The 14,258-nt window shown below is 67.5% G+C and carries 16 protein-coding genes and 1 pseudogene; 5 read left to right on the top strand and 12 right to left on the bottom strand.

What is annotated here, in order from left to right:
* Positions 1 to 39: 39 nt before the first annotated feature.
* Both ACWPN3_RS16285 and ACWPN3_RS16280 read right to left on the bottom strand, forming a co-directional pair.
* On the bottom strand, positions 40 to 393 hold the full coding sequence (locus ACWPN3_RS16285; RefSeq protein ID WP_492261885.1) for a zinc ribbon domain-containing protein YjdM: 354 nt from the start codon (positions 391 to 393) through the stop codon (positions 40 to 42).
* An 89-nt stretch (positions 394 to 482) separates the two neighbouring features.
* Positions 483 to 2,570 carry a protein-disulfide reductase DsbD family protein gene (locus ACWPN3_RS16280; protein ID WP_492261582.1) on the bottom strand — a complete coding sequence of 696 codons (2,088 nt, stop codon included), beginning with the start codon at positions 2,568 to 2,570 and terminating at the stop codon, positions 483 to 485.
* Positions 2,571 to 2,765: 195 nt separating this feature from the next.
* Here ACWPN3_RS16280 and ACWPN3_RS16275 point away from each other — a divergent pair.
* Positions 2,766 to 3,357 (top strand): annotated as a pseudogene (locus tag ACWPN3_RS16275) (YqgE/AlgH family protein).
* 25 nt (positions 3,358 to 3,382) lie between these two features.
* On the opposite strand, the gene moaE reads toward ACWPN3_RS16275, so the two are convergent.
* From moaE to ACWPN3_RS16235, 8 genes are all read right to left on the bottom strand, one after another.
* Positions 3,383 to 3,835, bottom strand: coding sequence for a molybdopterin synthase catalytic subunit MoaE (gene moaE / locus ACWPN3_RS16270; RefSeq protein ID WP_492240499.1), 453 nt, complete (start codon positions 3,833 to 3,835; stop codon positions 3,383 to 3,385).
* A 3-nt stretch (positions 3,836 to 3,838) separates the two neighbouring features.
* Positions 3,839 to 4,090 carry a molybdopterin converting factor subunit 1 gene (moaD, locus tag ACWPN3_RS16265; protein WP_109096325.1) on the bottom strand — a complete coding sequence of 84 codons (252 nt, stop codon included), beginning with the start codon at positions 4,088 to 4,090 and terminating at the stop codon, positions 3,839 to 3,841.
* 10 nt (positions 4,091 to 4,100) lie between these two features.
* Entirely contained in the window at positions 4,101 to 5,366 is a 1,266-nt protein-coding gene (locus ACWPN3_RS16260) for a molybdopterin molybdotransferase MoeA (protein ID WP_492240498.1), read from the bottom strand.
* A 70-nt stretch (positions 5,367 to 5,436) separates the two neighbouring features.
* Positions 5,437 to 6,108: an HAD hydrolase-like protein gene (locus ACWPN3_RS16255; protein ID WP_492240497.1), complete on the bottom strand. Its 672-nt coding sequence runs from the start codon at positions 6,106 to 6,108 to the stop codon at positions 5,437 to 5,439.
* 30 nt (positions 6,109 to 6,138) lie between these two features.
* Positions 6,139 to 6,639, bottom strand: a complete 501-nt coding sequence (gene mobB, locus ACWPN3_RS16250; protein WP_492240496.1) for a molybdopterin-guanine dinucleotide biosynthesis protein B — start codon at positions 6,637 to 6,639, stop codon at positions 6,139 to 6,141.
* An 11-nt stretch (positions 6,640 to 6,650) separates the two neighbouring features.
* Positions 6,651 to 7,253, bottom strand: a complete 603-nt coding sequence (gene pgsA / locus ACWPN3_RS16245; RefSeq protein WP_109049932.1) for a CDP-diacylglycerol--glycerol-3-phosphate 3-phosphatidyltransferase — start codon at positions 7,251 to 7,253, stop codon at positions 6,651 to 6,653.
* A gap of 78 nt (positions 7,254 to 7,331) precedes the next feature.
* A complete protein-coding gene (gene uvrC / locus ACWPN3_RS16240) occupies positions 7,332 to 9,350 on the bottom strand; it encodes an excinuclease ABC subunit UvrC (protein ID WP_492261581.1) in 2,019 nt (672 codons plus the stop codon).
* Between the two features lie 416 nt (positions 9,351 to 9,766).
* The gene (locus ACWPN3_RS16235; protein ID WP_492240494.1) at positions 9,767 to 10,537 is read right to left on the bottom strand and encodes an SDR family oxidoreductase; all 771 of its coding nucleotides are present in this window, start codon (positions 10,535 to 10,537) and stop codon (positions 9,767 to 9,769) included.
* Positions 10,538 to 10,634: 97 nt separating this feature from the next.
* Between ACWPN3_RS16235 and ACWPN3_RS16230 the strand changes: the two genes are divergently transcribed.
* From ACWPN3_RS16230 to ACWPN3_RS16220, 3 genes are all read left to right on the top strand, one after another.
* Complete coding sequence (locus ACWPN3_RS16230) at positions 10,635 to 11,450, top strand: hypothetical protein (RefSeq protein ID WP_492240493.1); 816 nt, start codon at positions 10,635 to 10,637, stop codon at positions 11,448 to 11,450.
* A gap of 39 nt (positions 11,451 to 11,489) precedes the next feature.
* Positions 11,490 to 11,864, top strand: a complete 375-nt coding sequence (locus ACWPN3_RS16225) for a hypothetical protein (RefSeq protein ID WP_492240492.1) — start codon at positions 11,490 to 11,492, stop codon at positions 11,862 to 11,864.
* A gap of 219 nt (positions 11,865 to 12,083) precedes the next feature.
* Positions 12,084 to 12,251, top strand: coding sequence for an RSP_7527 family protein (locus tag ACWPN3_RS16220; RefSeq protein ID WP_158285359.1), 168 nt, complete (start codon positions 12,084 to 12,086; stop codon positions 12,249 to 12,251).
* A gap of 109 nt (positions 12,252 to 12,360) precedes the next feature.
* Here the strand turns inward: ACWPN3_RS16220 and ACWPN3_RS16215 are convergent, their stop codons facing one another.
* Both ACWPN3_RS16215 and ACWPN3_RS16210 read right to left on the bottom strand, forming a co-directional pair.
* Positions 12,361 to 12,669, bottom strand: coding sequence for a hypothetical protein (locus ACWPN3_RS16215; protein WP_492240491.1), 309 nt, complete (start codon positions 12,667 to 12,669; stop codon positions 12,361 to 12,363).
* Positions 12,670 to 12,693: 24 nt separating this feature from the next.
* The gene (locus ACWPN3_RS16210) at positions 12,694 to 13,086 is read right to left on the bottom strand and encodes a DUF983 domain-containing protein (RefSeq protein WP_492240490.1); all 393 of its coding nucleotides are present in this window, start codon (positions 13,084 to 13,086) and stop codon (positions 12,694 to 12,696) included.
* Positions 13,087 to 13,261: 175 nt separating this feature from the next.
* Here ACWPN3_RS16210 and ACWPN3_RS16205 point away from each other — a divergent pair, with 175 nt between their 5' ends.
* Positions 13,262 to 14,242 (top strand): ABC transporter substrate-binding protein, encoded by a 981-nt coding sequence (locus tag ACWPN3_RS16205; RefSeq protein WP_492240489.1) that lies wholly within the window; start codon positions 13,262 to 13,264, stop codon positions 14,240 to 14,242.
* Positions 14,243 to 14,258: the final 16 nt, after the last annotated feature.

The raw sequence follows: 14,258 nt of genomic DNA, 5'->3' as shown, positions 1-14,258 counted from the left end.
CGCCCGCAAGGCGCGGCTGACCAGACGGCACAACCGTGATCAAGCCTTCTTCACGAACTCCGACTTCAGATTTATCGCGCCGATGCCGTCAATCTTGCAGGCGATGTTGTGCCCGTCGGCCCCGTCCACCAGACGGATGTTCTTCACCTTGGTCCCGCCCTTGACCACCAGCGACGATCCCTTGACCTTCAGGTCCTTGATGACGGTGACGCTGTCGCCGTCGGCCAGCGGGTTGCCGTTGGCATCGCGCACGCCCTGCCCGGCTTCGCCATCCACGGCCGCGGCAGCCGTGTCGGGGTTCCACTCATGCCCGCAGTCCGGGCAGTTCCACAGGCTGCCGTCATTGTAGGCGTTTTCGGAGCTGCACTGCGGGCAGTTGATCTGATCGTCCATCATCGTCCTCTTGGCGCGGGATGCTCTCCCGGAGCCGCCCTGTTACCGCAGAATAGCCGCAACGGCCATAGGCCTTTTCCGGACCCTGCTCAGACACCCTTGCCTGCTGACTTGCCCGCCGCCTTGCTCAACGCCTCCAACACCGCGCCTTCGCTCAGCAATTCCGGCAGAGCGAGGCCGTCCGGTGCGCCGGGGCCATAGACGATGTTGAAGGGAATGCCGTAACGGCCATGGTCGGACAGGAACTTCGCGATCGTCGCGTCCGGGCGGGTCCAGTCGGCGCGCATCGCCACGACGGCCGGGTCGTCCATCCGCTGGGCAACCTCGCCGCGATTCAGCACCAGCTTCTTGTTTGCCTGGCAGGTGATGCACCAATCGGCGGTCACGTCGACGAACACCGTGCGTCCGGCGGCGACATGCTCGCGGATCGTGGCTTCGGCAAAGGGGACCCAGCGTGCCTTGGACTCGGCAAGCACCGGCGCCGCACCGGCCGACGGACCGACCGCCGCCGGCATGGCGAAGGCGGTGACCGCCAGTACGCCGGCCAGCGCCGGCCCCGCCGTCCGCGCGGCGCCCCGCGCGCTCCGCCCGACCCACAGTGACAGCACCAGCGCCGCCATCATCAGCCCGACCGTGGCCGCGGCCACATCGCCGATCTGCGCGGTCAGCACCGACAGCAGCCAAAGCGCCGTCAGCATCATCGCGAACCCCAGAACCGCCTTCAGCGTCGCCATCCAGCTCCCCGGACGCGGCAGCCAGCCCGCCACCCGCGGCCATGCCGCGACAGCCAGATAGGGCAGAGCCAACCCGACGCCCAGAGTCGCGAAGATCGCGTAGATCTCCACCGGCCCCTTCGACAGGGCGAATCCCACCGCCGTGCCCAGGAAGGGCGCGGAACAGGGTGTCGCCAGCAGGGTCGCGAACATGCCGGTGGCGAACGGCCCGGCCAGCCCGTCGCCGCCCAGCCGGTCGGCCATGGCGCGCGGCAACGGCACCTCGAACAGGCCCCACAGGTTGGCCGAGAACAGCGTGACCAGCACGACCATGAAGACCAGGAACAGCGGCTGCTGGAACTGGATGCCCCAGCCGACCGCCCCGCCCGCCGCCTTGACCCCGACCAGTACAGAAGCCATCAGCAGGAACGAGGTCAGGATACCGGCGGCACTCGCCAGGAAGCCGGCACGCACGGCGGCCGGCGCCTGCCCGCCATGCTTGACCACCGATATCAGCTTCAGCGACAGCACCGGCAGCACGCAGGGCATCAGGTTCAGGATCAGGCCGCCTAGCAGGGCCACCCCCAGCATCGCCAGCAGACCCACACCACCGGGCACCGACGCGGCGCCGCCGGCCGACGCGGTTGCCGGTGCTTCGACCGCCTTGTCGCCGTCGACCAGGGTCAGCGTCATCGCGCGCCCGGCGAGATCGAGGCCCTGCTGCGGATCGGTCACCGTCAGGGTCAGGCGGACATGGCGGTCATTGTCGGAAAAGACCGTCTTGGGGGCGGAAAAGGTCAGCGGCGGGTCCGTCTCAACGAACAGATCGGGGGAGACGAAGCCATCGGCGGCGGTCGCCTCGACCTCCAGGGCGCCCCCCTTGCCCTGCACGGAGTTGATGCGCAGCAGACCGTTCGGCCCCTTCGGCACCAGCGCCTGCGCACGCGCCACGTCGTTGGCGACGTCGCTGGGCTCGGCCGGCCCGGCCGGAAGAGCAAGGGCAAGCTCCAGAGTTTGCGGCACGCAGATTTCCGAGCAGACCAGCAGTTCGGCGGTCAGCGCCAGATCGACCGGCTTTCCGGGCGTCGCCGGCTTGCCCTCGATCGGGAAGAGAACCGCCGTGTCATAGCCCGCCGTTTCAAATCCCAGAACCGAGAAGCGGTGCGGCGCCGGATAGGACAGCGTCGCCTCCCCCAGATTGCCGGAGCGGCTCCAGTCCAGGCGCGGCGCAAAGCCGGCATCGCCGGGGGAGCGCCAATAGGTCTTCCATCCCGGCTCCAGCCGCAGTTCCAGTCCCAACGGCAGCGCCGCCAGATCGCCGGTGCCGCGCACCGCCGACACCAGACGCGCCTCCACCGGTCCTGCCTTGGTCCAGGCCCCGACCGCATCCTGCGCAAAAACAGGGGTACCGCCACCGGCAAGCGCGGCCAGACTCAGCAGAAGGGCGAGGGCATGTCTTTTCATCGCGCGCACTGTTCTCTTCCCTGGAAGGGGCGCATCCGCGTCCCCGACACCCTATATGATAGCCCATATAATGGTGACAAAGCTCGGCCGGTGCTGTCACACTCCGGTGAAAGCGTCGCCAGAGCGCCAACCACAACCGCACGTGGGTACGGGCAGCGGTTTCCCGCACCGGACCGACGACAAGGATAATCGCCCATGCCGCGCCTGACCAAGTCTCCGGACTCCAAGACCACGGAATCGCTGACCGGCCAGCTGCTGATCGCCATGCCCGGAATGGAGGACCCGCGTTTCCAGCGTACGGTCATCTATGTCTGCGCCCACAATGAAGACGGCGCAATGGGGCTGGTGGTCAACCGGCTGTTCGGGTCGATCACGTTCGAGGATCTGCTGGAACAGCTCGACATGGACATCGCGCAGCCGGTCAACAACCTGCCGGTGCATTACGGCGGCCCCGTCGAGTTCGGGCCGTGGCTTCGTCCTGCATTCGACCGACTATGTCCGCGACGGCACCCTGGTGGTGAACGACGACGTGGCCCTGACCGCCACCATCGACATCCTGCGCGCCATTTCCGAAGACCGCGGCCCGCGCCGCAACCTGCTGCTGCTCGGCTATGCCGGCTGGGGTCCGGGGCAGCTCGACGCCGAATTCCAAGCGAACGGCTGGCTGAACGTGCCCTGCGACGAGAAGCTGCTGTTCGATACCGACCTGGACGCCAAATGGGAACGCGCCATCGGCAAGCTGGGTGTCAGCGTCTCCATGCTGTCGGGCGAAGCCGGGCACGCCTGAGCGCGCCCGGCCTCCCGGCGATCCTTTACGTCGCCCACCGCGCTGCCGCTGCGTCGTCGCTGTCCTTGGCCTCGACCCAGCGCTCGCCCTCCGGCGTGGCTTCCAGCTTCCAGAAGGGCGCCCTGGTCTTCAGCCAGTCCATCAGGAAGCGGCAGGACTCGAAGGCAGCGTCCCGGTGGGCCGACGCGGTGGCGACCATCACGATGCGGTCGCCCGGCTCCAACCGGCCATGGCGGTGGATCACCAGCACATCGTCCAGCGGCCAGCGGCGGCGCGCCTCCTCCTCGATGGTCTCCAACTGCTTCTCGGTCATGCCGGGGTAATGTTCCAGCGTCATGGCGCTGACGGCGGCACCGCCGGCGACGTCGCGCACCAGCCCGACGAACATCGCCACCCCGCCAACGCTGGTGCGGCCGGCGGTGAAGGCGGCATATTCGGCGCCGACATCGAAATCCCCGGCCTGGACGCGGATCGCCATCTGTCAGCCTCCCGTCACCGGCGGGAACAGCGCCACCTCGTCGGTGGCCGAGATCGGGTGGTCGTAGGGCACATGCTCCTGGTTCACCGCCACCTTGACCACCTTGCTGTTGGCCAGCGCCTCGGCATGACGGGGGCTGCGGGTTTTCAGCCATTCGACGAGATCGCCGGCCGTTGCGACCTCCGCCGGCAGGTCCACCGTCTCGGTCGGCACGCCGATCTTGCTGCGCAGCCAGGCGAAATAGAGAATCTTCATCACGCGACCTCTACAGGAATTCTTTGAAAGGCAGGAAATCGACGGTCATGCCGGGCTCGACCCGCGCCAGATCCTCGGGCAGTTCGATCAACCCCTCGGACTCCACCAGCGACGAGAGCACGCCGGCCCCATCGCGCGGGTATTTGGTCGCCTCCAACGTACCGTCTACGCCGCGCATCAGCGACCCGCGCAGAAACTCGCGCCGGCCGGGCTTCTTCTTGTGGGCAAAGCCCGCGCGCACCGGGATCGGCCTTGGCGCCTCACCGGATGCCCCCATCAGCGTCAGCAGAATCGGCCGGGCGATGCGCAGGAAGGTCACCACCACCGCGACCGGATTGCCGGGCAAGCCGACGAACACGGCATCGCGCACCCGCCCCAGCGCCACCGGCCGTCCCGGCTTGATCGCCAACCGCCAGAAATCGAGCCGCCCGTTCGCCTCGACCGCCGGCTTGACGTGATCCTCCTCGCCGGTTGACATGCCGCCGGAGGTGATGAGCGCGTCATGGCCGGCCGCGGCCTCCGCCAGAGCGTCGCGGATCGCCTCGAACCGGTCGGGCAGAATACCGAGATCGGTGACGGCGCAGCCCAGCCGGGTCAGCAGCGCGATCAGGGCGAAGCGGTTGGCGTCATAGACGGCACCGGGCTCCAGCGCCTGCCCTGGCTGCCGCAGCTCGTCGCCGGTGGAGAACACCGCCACCCGCAGGCGGCAGCGCACGCCCAGCACCGCATGGCCGAGCGAAGCGGCGAGCGCGATGTCCTCCGGCCGCAGGCGGCGTCCGGCCGAGAGCACGACCGAGCCCTCGCGCACATCCTCTCCCGCCAGCCGACGGTTCACGCCACGGCGGATGCCGGGTGGCAGGGTGACGGTTGCATCGCGTCCGGTCCCGGCGCTGCGGCAATCCTCCTGCATGAAGACGGTGTCCATGCCGGTGGGCATCGGCGCGCCGGTGAAAATCCGCACCGCCTCCCCCCGCGCCGCCGGCCGGCCGAGCCACTGCCCGGCCGCCACCCGCGCCGTCACCGGCAGAGTGGTGGAGGCATCGGCGTCGAGGTCGTCGAAGAACACGGCATAGCCATCCACCGCGGCGTTGTCGTGCGGCGGCACATTGAAGGGCGCCACCAGATCGGCAGCCAGAACCCGTCCCAACGCATCGGACAGCGGCACGGCTTCGGTCGCCGTCACCGGCCCGACCCGTCCGGCCAGCAGCGCCAGCGCCGGCTCCAGCGCCATCATCGGTCCGCCGAAGGCGAAGCAGTCATTGTCGAGTTGCACCATGGCCGCCACTCTAGTCCGTTGCGACGCCGGGTGCGAAGAGGGAAAAGGCGCGCTTTCCGGGACGTGGCATTCAGCCGCCGAACAGCCGGGGGATCTCATCGACCCGACTTAGCAGCCGATCCGGCCGCAGCGCCGCCAGCGCATCGCCGCGCGTGTAGCCCCAGGCGACAGCGGCACAGGCGATACCCACCGTCCGGGCCGCCTCGATGTCGCGCAGCTCATCGCCAATCGTGATGGCTTGGGACGCCGGAACGCCGGTGATGCGCAGCATCCTGCGGAACTTCGCCGCCTTGCCGAACAGCGAGGCGCCGCAGCCGTAATGAACGACCAGCCCCGCCGCCTCCGGCCCCAGGATGCGGCGGACGTTCTCGACGGAATTGGAACTGACGATGGTGACCGTCACCCCCCGGTCGGTCAGCGCCCACAGCATATCCGGCACGCCGTCGAACAGCCGTATGCCGTCGATGTCGCTCGCCATCAGCCGGCGCATGTGGTTGGCGATGAAAGGAAGCTTCCAGCCGGGCACCCGCAGGTGCCGCATGATCTGCCGCGCGTCATAACCACGGAGCAGGTCGACCTCGTCCGCCTGTACGCGGTTGAAGCCATAGCGGTCGGCGACACCGTTCAGAACGCCGACGAACCAGGGAAAGGAGTTGGCCAGCGTCCCGTCGAAATCGAAGATGGCGAGCCGATAGACATCAGGGCCGGGCGCCCGCCGGGTGAAGGAGGAAATGCCGCCCATATTACCGTCTGACCGCGTGAAGGCTCAGCCTCACTCCAACCCGCAACGCGCAACGATGAAGGCCGCGACCGCATCCGCATCGTTGAGGTCCAGCACCGGAACCGGGCATCCCGGAACCGCGCTGTCGCTCGCCACCGCGACGATGGTAGGGTCGTCCGGTGCGATCAGCGCCTTGTCCACATCGGCCCGCCAGACCTCGATCTTCTCGTGCCGGTCGCGCTTGAATCCCTCGATCAGCAGCAGATCGACCGGAGCGATCTTGCCGATCAGTTGGTCCAGCGTCAGTTCCGGTTCGGCGTCGCGCAGTTCGTGCATCAACGCCCAGCGGCGGGGAGAGCTGACCAGAACCTCCGTGGCGCCGGCCATGCGATGGTTGTGGCTGTCCTTGCCGGGATGGTCGATGTCGAAGCCCTTGTGTGCATGCTTGACCGTCGAAACCCGCAGGCCACGCGCCGTCAGCGCGGGAATGAGGCGTACCATCAGCGAGGTCTTGCCGCTGCCGCTCCAGCCGGTCAGCCCGAAAATCTTCATGTCGGAAACTTTCAACCGGCGCTTCGGGCCGAACGGGCGGCACCGGGCTTGGCCGGCTGCTCCGCCATCATGTGGGTCAACCCGGCGCGCATGTAATCCCACCCGGTGTAGAAGGTCAGCGCCGCGGCGATCCACAGGCCGACCGTGCCGATGAAGGTCACCGGCAGTTCGGCCGGACCATAGTCGCCGACGATCAGGAAGCCCAGCGCGATCATCTGGATCGTCGTCTTCCATTTCGCCAGCCAGGTCACCGGCACGCCGACATGCAGGCCGGCCAGATACTCGCGCAGGCCCGACACCAGAACCTCGCGCAGCAGGATCACCACCGCCGGCAGGATCGACAGGCCGGTCAGCCGGTGGAAGCCCGCCAGCATGATCAGCGTCGCCGCCACCAGCAGCTTGTCGGCGATGGGGTCCAGGAACTTGCCGATCACGCTTTCCTGCGCCCAGGCGCGCGCCAGATAGCCGTCGAACCAGTCGGTGATGCAAGCCGCCGCATAGAGCGAGCAGGCGGTGTAGGCGGCCCACGCCTCCGGCACATAGAACAGCCCGACCACCACCGGGATCACCGCGATGCGCGACAGGGTCAGCAGGTTGGGCAGGCTGGTCAGCATGACGGAGAACTCGAACCGCTGGAGGATGTCGCCGCACGGCGCCCGTGAGAGAGCCGGCTGAATTCGTGTGCCTGCATTCTAACCATCGGGATGGAAGTGATCGTATATCTTTTTCGCAACGGTCCGATTGATCCCTTCCACCGCCTCCAGATCGGCAAGCCCGGCGCGCGACACGGCGGCACCGCTGCCGAAATGGTGCAGCAGGGCCTTCTTCCGGGCGGGACCGATGCCGGCGATCTCGTCGATGGGCGATTTGCCGATGGCCTTGGTCCGCTTGGCCCGGTGTGTGCCGATGGCGAAGCGGTGCGCCTCGTCGCGCAGCCGTTGCAGGAAGTACAGCACCGGATCGCGCATCTCCATCTGGAAAGGCGGACGGTTCTCCATGAAGAAATGCTCGCGCCCCGCATCGCGGTCCGGCCCCTTGGCGATGCCGACCAGCGTCACATCGTCGATGCCAAGCTCCGCGAACACCTCAAGCGCGACGTTCAACTGGCCGAGACCGCCGTCGATCAGCACCAGATCGGGCCAGCTTCCCAGGCTGCGTTCCGGATCCTCCTTCACCGCCCGGCCGAATTGGCGGGTCAGCACCTCGCGCATCATGGCGAAGTCGTCGCCGGCGGCACCCTCCGTGCGGATGTTGAACTTGCGGTAGGCGTTCTTGATGAAGCCGTCCGGACCGGCGACGATCATCCCGCCGATGGCGTGCGCGCCCTGGATGTGGGAGTTGTCGTAGACCTCCACCCGCTCCGGCGGCGAATCCATCCCGAAGGCGGCGGCCACCCCCTCCAGCAGACGCGCCTGGCTGGAGCTTTCGGCCAGCCGGCGGCCATGCGCCTCGCGCGCGTTGGTCAGCGCATGCTCGACGATCCGGCGCTTCTCGCCGCGCTTGGGCTCCGCCAACTCCACCTTGTGCCCGGCACGGACCGCCAGCGCCTCGCTCAGCAGGTCCAGTTCCGGCAGGGCGTGGCTGACCAGCACCAGCGGCGGCGCCGCCTTGTTCTCGTAGAACTGGGCGATGAAGGCGGCGAGAACCTCGTCGGTATCCGCCGCCTTGTCGTGGCTGGGGAAGTAGGCGCGGTTGCCATAGTTGCGGCCGCCGCGGAAGAAGAAGACCTGGATGCAGGTCACCCCGCCCTCGGCATAGGCGGCGATGACATCGGCATCCTCCACCACCCCCTCGACATTGATGTCCTGGTGGGCCTGGATCGCCGTCAGGGCGCGGATACGGTCGCGGTAGCGCGCCGCCGTCTCGAAATCCATCGCATCGGAGGCGGCCATCATCCGGTCCGCGAACTCCGTCTGGATGTCCCGGCTCTTTCCCGACAGGAAGGCGCGCGCCTGATTGACCTGGGCCTGGTATTCCTCCGGGGTGACGCGGCCGACGCAGGGCGCCGTGCAGCGCTTGATCTGGAATTGCAGGCAGGGCCTGGTGCGGGCGGCGAACACCGTGTCGGCGCAGTTGCGCAGCAGGAAGGCGCGCTGCAGAGCCGTGATCGTGCGGTTCACCGCCCCGGCCGAGGCGAAGGGACCGAAATAATCGGCGTCGCGCCCACGGGCGCCGCGATGCTTGGTCAGCTGCGGATAGTCGTGGTCCTTGGTGATCATGATGTGCGGAAACGTCTTGTCGTCCCGCAACAGCACATTGTACCGCGGCATCAGCTTCTTGATCAGGTTCGATTCGAGAAGCAGCGCCTCCACCTCGGTGTGGGTGTTGACGAACTCCATCGTCTCGGTCTCCGCGACCATGCGCTGGAGCCTGACCGGCAGCTTTCCCACCTGGGTGTAGTTGGTCACCCGGCGCTTGAGGTTGCGCGCCTTGCCGACATACAGGACCGCCCCGTCGCCTGCCAGCATCCGATAGACGCCCGGCGTCTGCGGCAGGGTCTTCAGATGCTCCCGGATGGTCTCGACGCCCCGGTCGATGTCGGCCGGGCGCCGCTTCGGGCGCGCGACGGCACCCTCCCCTGCCGGCACCGCGTCGGTCGGGGCGGCCAAATCGGTCGAACCGTCTTCGGCCGAGCGATCTTCAGCGAAACCAGCTGCGGCATCGTCGGCCGAGGGGGAATCCAGGGGGTGTGAGGAATGCGTTTCGGACATGACCAGAATGTCGTCGAGCGGCCGCCGCGGGTCAACTGTTGGGCACAGGGAGGTCGCATGTGGATCGACTTACCCCTCCGAAAGAATATCCACGAAACCTGTGGATAAGTTTGTCGATAACGGAGGGAGTAGCCCGCCCGGAGCTAGGCGCCGCAAGGGATCGCATGCTTATGCCTATTTTTTGAGCATTTTTGCTAAGTCATTGATTTCACTAGGGCAGCTTCAAGTCAATGGCGGGAATTGACGCGCTGACACAAAATCGTCGCTGCGGCGCAGGCGCCTCTTGCGCGGGGTGGGGCACCTGTGTAAAACGCGCGGTCCTTTTCCTCGCCCCCGCCATCGACCGCCTCGATCCCGCCCACCGTCCGGCACCGGGGCTGGTGCGTCCACCCATGTTCAGGCGCTGTAACACGCCGTCATTCGGTGGGCACGAAGCCATGCGCCGGCTGCGCCCATCCCAGATGCTCCCCACCGTCCAGCGCGATCATCTGTCCGGTCATCGCCGGGGCGGCGATCATGAAGCGGATGGCGGCGCAAACCTCCTCGGGCGTGGTGCCGCGCCGCAGCGGGGTCGAGTCCCACTGTTCGGCGAACTCCTCCACCGTCTGGCGGTCGTTGCGCAGGGTCGGACCGGGACCAATGCCATTGACGCGGATCCGCGGGGCAAGCGCCAGCGCCATCGTCCGGGTCAGCGCCCACAGCCCCATCTTCGACAGGGTGTAGGAGACGAAATGCGGCGTGGGGTTCCAGACGCGTTGATCGATGATGTTGACGATCAGCCCGCTCTCGCTCTCCGGCAACCGCGACGCGAAGTCCTGCGACAGCACGAAGGGCGCCCGCAGGTTGGCCTCCATATGCGCGTCCCACGATTCGCGGGTCACGTCGGGAACCTCGTCGCGTTCGAACCGGGATGCGTTGTTGACCAGCAGGGTCAGTGGACCGAGCTGCTCCGTCACCGCCGGCACCAGGGTCTTCACCTCGGCCTCGCGGTCCAGATCGGCAGCGAAGGCCACGGCCCGTCCGCCCGCCCGTTCGATCTCCGCCACGACGGCGTCGGCCTCCGCGCGGGAGCTTCGGTAATGGACGGCGACGTCCCATCCCTGCCCCGCCAGATCGAGCGCGATGGCCCGCCCGATGCGCTTGCCGGCCCCAGTGACAAGGGCCGCTTTCCTCTTGATCTCGACCATGGCGCCATAGGTACCTTGCCACCCTCGCGGGTCAAGGGGTGAGAGGGCCAAAAAGCGAGGCGCCAGGGAAAGACCGACTGGAGGGAATTGGCCGGCGATGTTGCGCGAAGCCTTGGAATATCTGACCACACCCTGCCCGCCACTGGCCCGCAGGTTCGGCTATCTGTCGGAGATGGTGGCGCTGGGCGCCCGCTACCGGCGGCAGAGACGGGCATGGGCGCCGCACGTCGCCGCCTGCCACCGTTTCGTCGAACAGGCCATGGAATGGGCGACTCCGGGGGGGCGGGCGCTGGTCGCCGGGTCCGGGCTGCTGATCGAGATCCCGCTGGAAAGGCTGACGGCCCGCTTCGACGAGGTGGTGCTGGTCGACATCCTGCACAGCCGCGCCGTCCGCCGCCGGGCCGCGGCCCTGCCCAACGTCCGGCTGGTCGAGATGGACGTCAGCGGCGCCCTGGCTCCGCTTGCGGCGGCGCTCGACAGCCGCAGCCCGCTGCCGACCGGCTTCGTTGCGCCGTTGCCGGAGGAAGCCCCCTTCCGTTTCGCTCTCTCCTGCAACCTGCTGTCCCAGTTGCCCCTGCTGCCGCTGGAGGCGGTGGAACGCCGTGCGCCGAAGATCCCGGCGGCGGAGCGGATGGCCTTCGCCCAGCGCATGGTCCATGGCCATCTGTGCTGGCTGACAGCCATCGCCGAACATGCGGCACTGTTCACCGACATCGATGCCTCCTGGATCCATGGCGGCACCGTGACCGAGGTGGAGGATTCGACCTGGGGCCTTGCCCTTCCCGCCCCCGACATGTCCTGGCTGTGGGACATCGCCCCGGCGCCCGAGCAGGACCGTCGGCACGATCTGCGCCACAGCGTCGGCGGCTGGTTCGACGTGCGGTCGGTGACAAGTGCCCTTCCGCCCTGTTGAGGAAAGCGAAACCTCGACACAGCAGACGGGAGAGCACCCATGGCCACCAATGACCGCAATGACGGCCGCAAGACCGGCAACGCCACCGGCCCCGGCGACAATGCTCCCGGTGACAACGGCGGCATCGACGAGCGCGACATCCCGCTCGACATCCGCGAGACGCGCGATCATCTGGACGTTGACGAGGAGATCGAAGGCTTTCAGCGCATCATCGGTCCCGGCGCCGACGGCCCTGTCGACCAGCCCGACGAGGATTTCGGCATCCCCGGCAGCGAGGAGGCCGGCGGTCTCGGCACCGGCCCGCTGCCGCCGCGCCAGCCCGACCGGCCGCAGGGGCAGGCGGGAGAACGCCACAGCGACCGCATCGTCTCCGACCGCAACGTCGCGGTGGACGGCGCGCGCGACCGCGAGTGACCGGACAGGCGAACTGTTGCCCGCAGTCCGCTGCGAACCGTGTCCTGCGGCAATAGTTCGCACCTCCGTTGATTGAGGAAGCTGATACGGAAAACGTCGGTCGGCCTTGCACGGACCGCGCTTCATGGGACAGCGGCTCTGCCCTATCTTGATCTTCACAAAGCAAACAATGCCAAAGGGAGTGGACGTCTCTCACCTCACGTGGAGATTCCCAGAGCCATGACCATGTCAATCAACGAAGTCCGCGATCCCCGGAGCCACGACGAAATCATGCTGGCCGCCCGCCGGATGCGCGCCGAGTACCTGCGCGAGCTGTTCGGCCGTCTGCGCGCCAGCCTGTCCGGCGCCCGCGCCGACCATGGCACCGCCCTGCCGAGCGCGCGCTGACGGCAGGCTGCCCTGCCGCGAGCGGCGGGAGGCTGTTTGCACATAGAGTTACGGCACCGCGCCTGAACCGCACGGTGCCGTTTTCATGTCCGGACACTCTAAAACCCGCTCAAAAACGGCTGGTACCGTCGAAACTCTGTCTCCAGCCCTTCCATCCATTCAGAGCGCCGCAATAGGCTCCGATCAGCACAGGAAAGCCCAGGAACCACCGGCTGCCCTCAAGAATCCCGGCATGGGCGAAACCCCACACAATTGCCTGACCTGCGGTCGCAACGATGGCGCCGCAAACCGTTCCCAGTCCCAAAGGGCCGATCCTTTCCGCCAACGACGGATTCAAGCCGATGAGAAGGCTGCCGATACCTGATGGCCTGTTCATGATCCACACTTGACCACCCATCACCGCAATGATCGGTAGCAAGCTTGATCCTGGCGGGAATTCCCGTCAACCGACTCCTTCGCCATGTTCCGACCCCGGTGCGCCGGTGCTCCACAGCAGCGCCAGCACCAGCCCCTTGCAGCGCGGCAGCAGAAGCAGCGTCAGCAACAGGGTCAGCGACGGCCAGATCGTCAAATGCACCCAGGTCGGGGGCTCGTAGCTCTGCTCAACCGACAGCAGGGCGGGAATGACGATGTGGCCGACGATCAGGATCGTCATCCAGGGCGGTGCGTCGTCGGCACGCAGATGGCCATAGGCCTCGCCGCAGGCCGAACACCGGTCGACCGGCTTGAGGAAGTTCCGCAGCAGCCGGCCGCGCCCGCAATTGGGGCAGCAGCCGATCAGGCCGCGGAAGGAGGCGAGAAACTTCGACGGAGCCGTTCCGGTCCCTGCGATCATGGCCACTCCTTCCGTGTTGCCCACAATATAGGCTCTTCTTCGGCAAACCACACTCCCGATTGCGGGCAGGGCCGGCATGCCGCCCTATCCTGGCCTGGACGCCCCTGCTGCCGAGTTGACGGCGGCGCCCGCGCGGTCTAGGGGAAGACCTTTCCGTTGCGGAGATTTCCAAGCCATGTCCTTCACCCGCCTGTTGTGCGCCGCGGCGGCACTCGCCGCCTTCGTCGGTCCGATCGCCGCGCCGGTTTCGGCCATGGCGCAGAGCAAGACCGTCGCCATCACCGCCATCGTCCAGCACCCGGCGCTCGACGCCACCCGCGACGGCATCGTGGAGGCATTGAAGGACGCCGGCTTCGTCCAGGGCCAGACCCTGAAGGTGGAATACCAGAGCGCGCAGGGCAATCCGGCCACCGCCGCGCAGATCGCCCGCCAGTTCGTGGGATCCCGCCCGGACGTGATCGTGCCGATCTCCACTCCTTCGGCCCAGGCGGTGGCGGCGGCGACCCGCGACATCCCCGTCGTCTTCACTGCGGTGACCGATCCGATCTCGGCCCAGATGGTGAAGTCGATGGAGAAGCCCGGCGCCAACATCACCGGCCTGTCCGACATGGCCCCGGTGGGCGAGCATGTGGCGCTGATCCGCGAGATCCTGCCGCAGGTCAAGCGCATCGGCGTGCTGTACAACCCCGGTGAGCCCAACTCCATCGTGCTGGTCAAGGCGCTGAAGGACGAGGCGGCCAAGGTTGGCCTGAGCGTCGTCGAGGCCTCCGTGCCGAAATCGTCCGATGCCCAGCAGGCGGTGCGCAGCCTCGTCGGCAAGGCCGATGCCGTCTACATCCCGCTCGACAACACCGTCGTCTCGGCCCTGGAAAGCGTGATCGCGGTCGGCCAGCAGGCGAAGCTGCCGATCTTCTCCGCCGACACCGACAGCGTCGCGCGCGGCACGGTCGCCTCGGTCGGCTTCGATTATTTCCAGGTCGGCAAGCAGACCGGCGCCATCGTCGCCCGCGTCCTGAAGGGCGAGAAGCCGGGCGACATCCCGGTGGCGCTCGCCAAGGGCACCGACCTGTTCGTCAATCCCAAGTCCGCCGCCGCCATGGGCGTCACCCTGCCCGACGCGGTGGTGAAGCGCGCGACGAAGGTTGTCGGGCAGTAAGCGAACATCAGGGGGA

The sequence above is a fragment of the Azospirillum sp. UENF 111221 genome (genome assembly GCF_058780625.1).
Note: the sequence above shows the minus strand (reverse complement) of the source record. Positions and strands in the feature narration are given on the sequence as shown.

Bases quoted from the DNA above. Each gene is read 5' to 3' on its own strand.
- ACWPN3_RS16230 (WP_492240493.1), top strand. From the start codon at position 10,635: ATGTTGCGCGAAGCCTTGGAATATCTGACCACACCCTGCCCGCCACTG.
- ACWPN3_RS16205 (WP_492240489.1), top strand. From the start codon at position 13,262: ATGTCCTTCACCCGCCTGTTGTGCGCCGCGGCGGCACTCGCCGCCTTC.
- ACWPN3_RS16225 (WP_492240492.1), top strand. From the start codon at position 11,490: ATGGCCACCAATGACCGCAATGACGGCCGCAAGACCGGCAACGCCACC.
- ACWPN3_RS16255 (WP_492240497.1), bottom strand. From the start codon at position 6,108: ATGGGCGGCATTTCCTCCTTCACCCGGCGGGCGCCCGGCCCTGATGTC.
- ACWPN3_RS16210 (WP_492240490.1), bottom strand. From the start codon at position 13,086: ATGATCGCAGGGACCGGAACGGCTCCGTCGAAGTTTCTCGCCTCCTTC.
- pgsA (WP_109049932.1), bottom strand. From the start codon at position 7,253: ATGCTGACCAGCCTGCCCAACCTGCTGACCCTGTCGCGCATCGCGGTG.
- ACWPN3_RS16280 (WP_492261582.1), bottom strand. From the start codon at position 2,570: ATGAAAAGACATGCCCTCGCCCTTCTGCTGAGTCTGGCCGCGCTTGCC.
- uvrC (WP_492261581.1), bottom strand. From the start codon at position 9,350: ATGTCCGAAACGCATTCCTCACACCCCCTGGATTCCCCCTCGGCCGAC.
- moaE (WP_492240499.1), bottom strand. From the start codon at position 3,835: ATGGCGATCCGCGTCCAGGCCGGGGATTTCGATGTCGGCGCCGAATAT.
- ACWPN3_RS16235 (WP_492240494.1), bottom strand. From the start codon at position 10,537: ATGGTCGAGATCAAGAGGAAAGCGGCCCTTGTCACTGGGGCCGGCAAG.
- mobB (WP_492240496.1), bottom strand. From the start codon at position 6,639: ATGAAGATTTTCGGGCTGACCGGCTGGAGCGGCAGCGGCAAGACCTCG.
- moaD (WP_109096325.1), bottom strand. From the start codon at position 4,090: ATGAAGATTCTCTATTTCGCCTGGCTGCGCAGCAAGATCGGCGTGCCG.
- ACWPN3_RS16260 (WP_492240498.1), bottom strand. From the start codon at position 5,366: ATGGTGCAACTCGACAATGACTGCTTCGCCTTCGGCGGACCGATGATG.
- ACWPN3_RS16220 (WP_158285359.1), top strand. From the start codon at position 12,084: ATGACCATGTCAATCAACGAAGTCCGCGATCCCCGGAGCCACGACGAA.
- ACWPN3_RS16285 (WP_492261885.1), bottom strand. From the start codon at position 393: ATGGACGATCAGATCAACTGCCCGCAGTGCAGCTCCGAAAACGCCTAC.